Consider the following 749-nt stretch of genomic DNA (forward strand, 5'->3'; position numbering starts at 1 on the left):
GCTGAACACCGTCGCCCCCTCACCACCCCGGGTCAGGAATACCAACTGACAGCGATGCTGCAGCCAGCCTTCAATGACCCGCCGGGGGTCTTCCTCGGGATACAAGAGGCTCAAATCCTCGTCGCTGACCTTGATCAGGTCGGCATATTCCACCAGCGTCGCTATCCTCGAGCGCCAGAGGTCGATATTTGGTTCAGGATTGAGCCGCACGTTAGGGTCGAGGCTGATCAGGCGTTGGCCGCTTTCTCGCTGCACCAACTCCAGTAACGTATCGGCAATCGGCTGCACCACTAACGAGAACGAGCCTATGTGCAAGCCGCGCACTTCAGGACCCAGTGCCGGCAGGTGTTCCGGTTTCAACTGGCGATCCGCACAGCCCTCACCGCGAAAGTTGTAATGCGGCGAGCCATTGGCGTCCACTGCAACCATCGCCAGGGTGGTGGGCGCTGCGAAGTCCACCAGGAAGTCCGGGCGCACGCCTTCATCGTTGAGCACTTGCTGTAAGCGCCGKCCGAGGTAGTCGGTGGACAGCCCGGCAAACAACGCCGCGTCCACGCCCAAGCGGCGTAAACCGACCGCGACATTGAACGGAGAACCGCCGGCAATCGCCTTGAAATTTACTTTCGAAGCCAGGCCGCTGACATCGTCTTCGCTGAAGAAATCGAACAGCGCTTCGCCACACACCAGATACATAGTTGTTCGCTCTTTAAAGGGTTGCGACATGCTGTTGATAGCGATCAGTTGTGACT

1 protein-coding gene is annotated in these 749 nt (G+C 58.8%); it reads right to left on the reverse strand.

From position 1 onward, the window contains the following. The coding region (locus AC1DRJ_RS30825; protein WP_477805439.1) for a carbohydrate kinase family protein at positions 1 to 693 on the reverse strand (693 nt) is incomplete at its 3' end. Positions 694 to 749 lie beyond the last annotated feature (56 nt).

The sequence above is a fragment of the Pseudomonas sp. P5_B2 genome, from assembly GCF_056400445.1.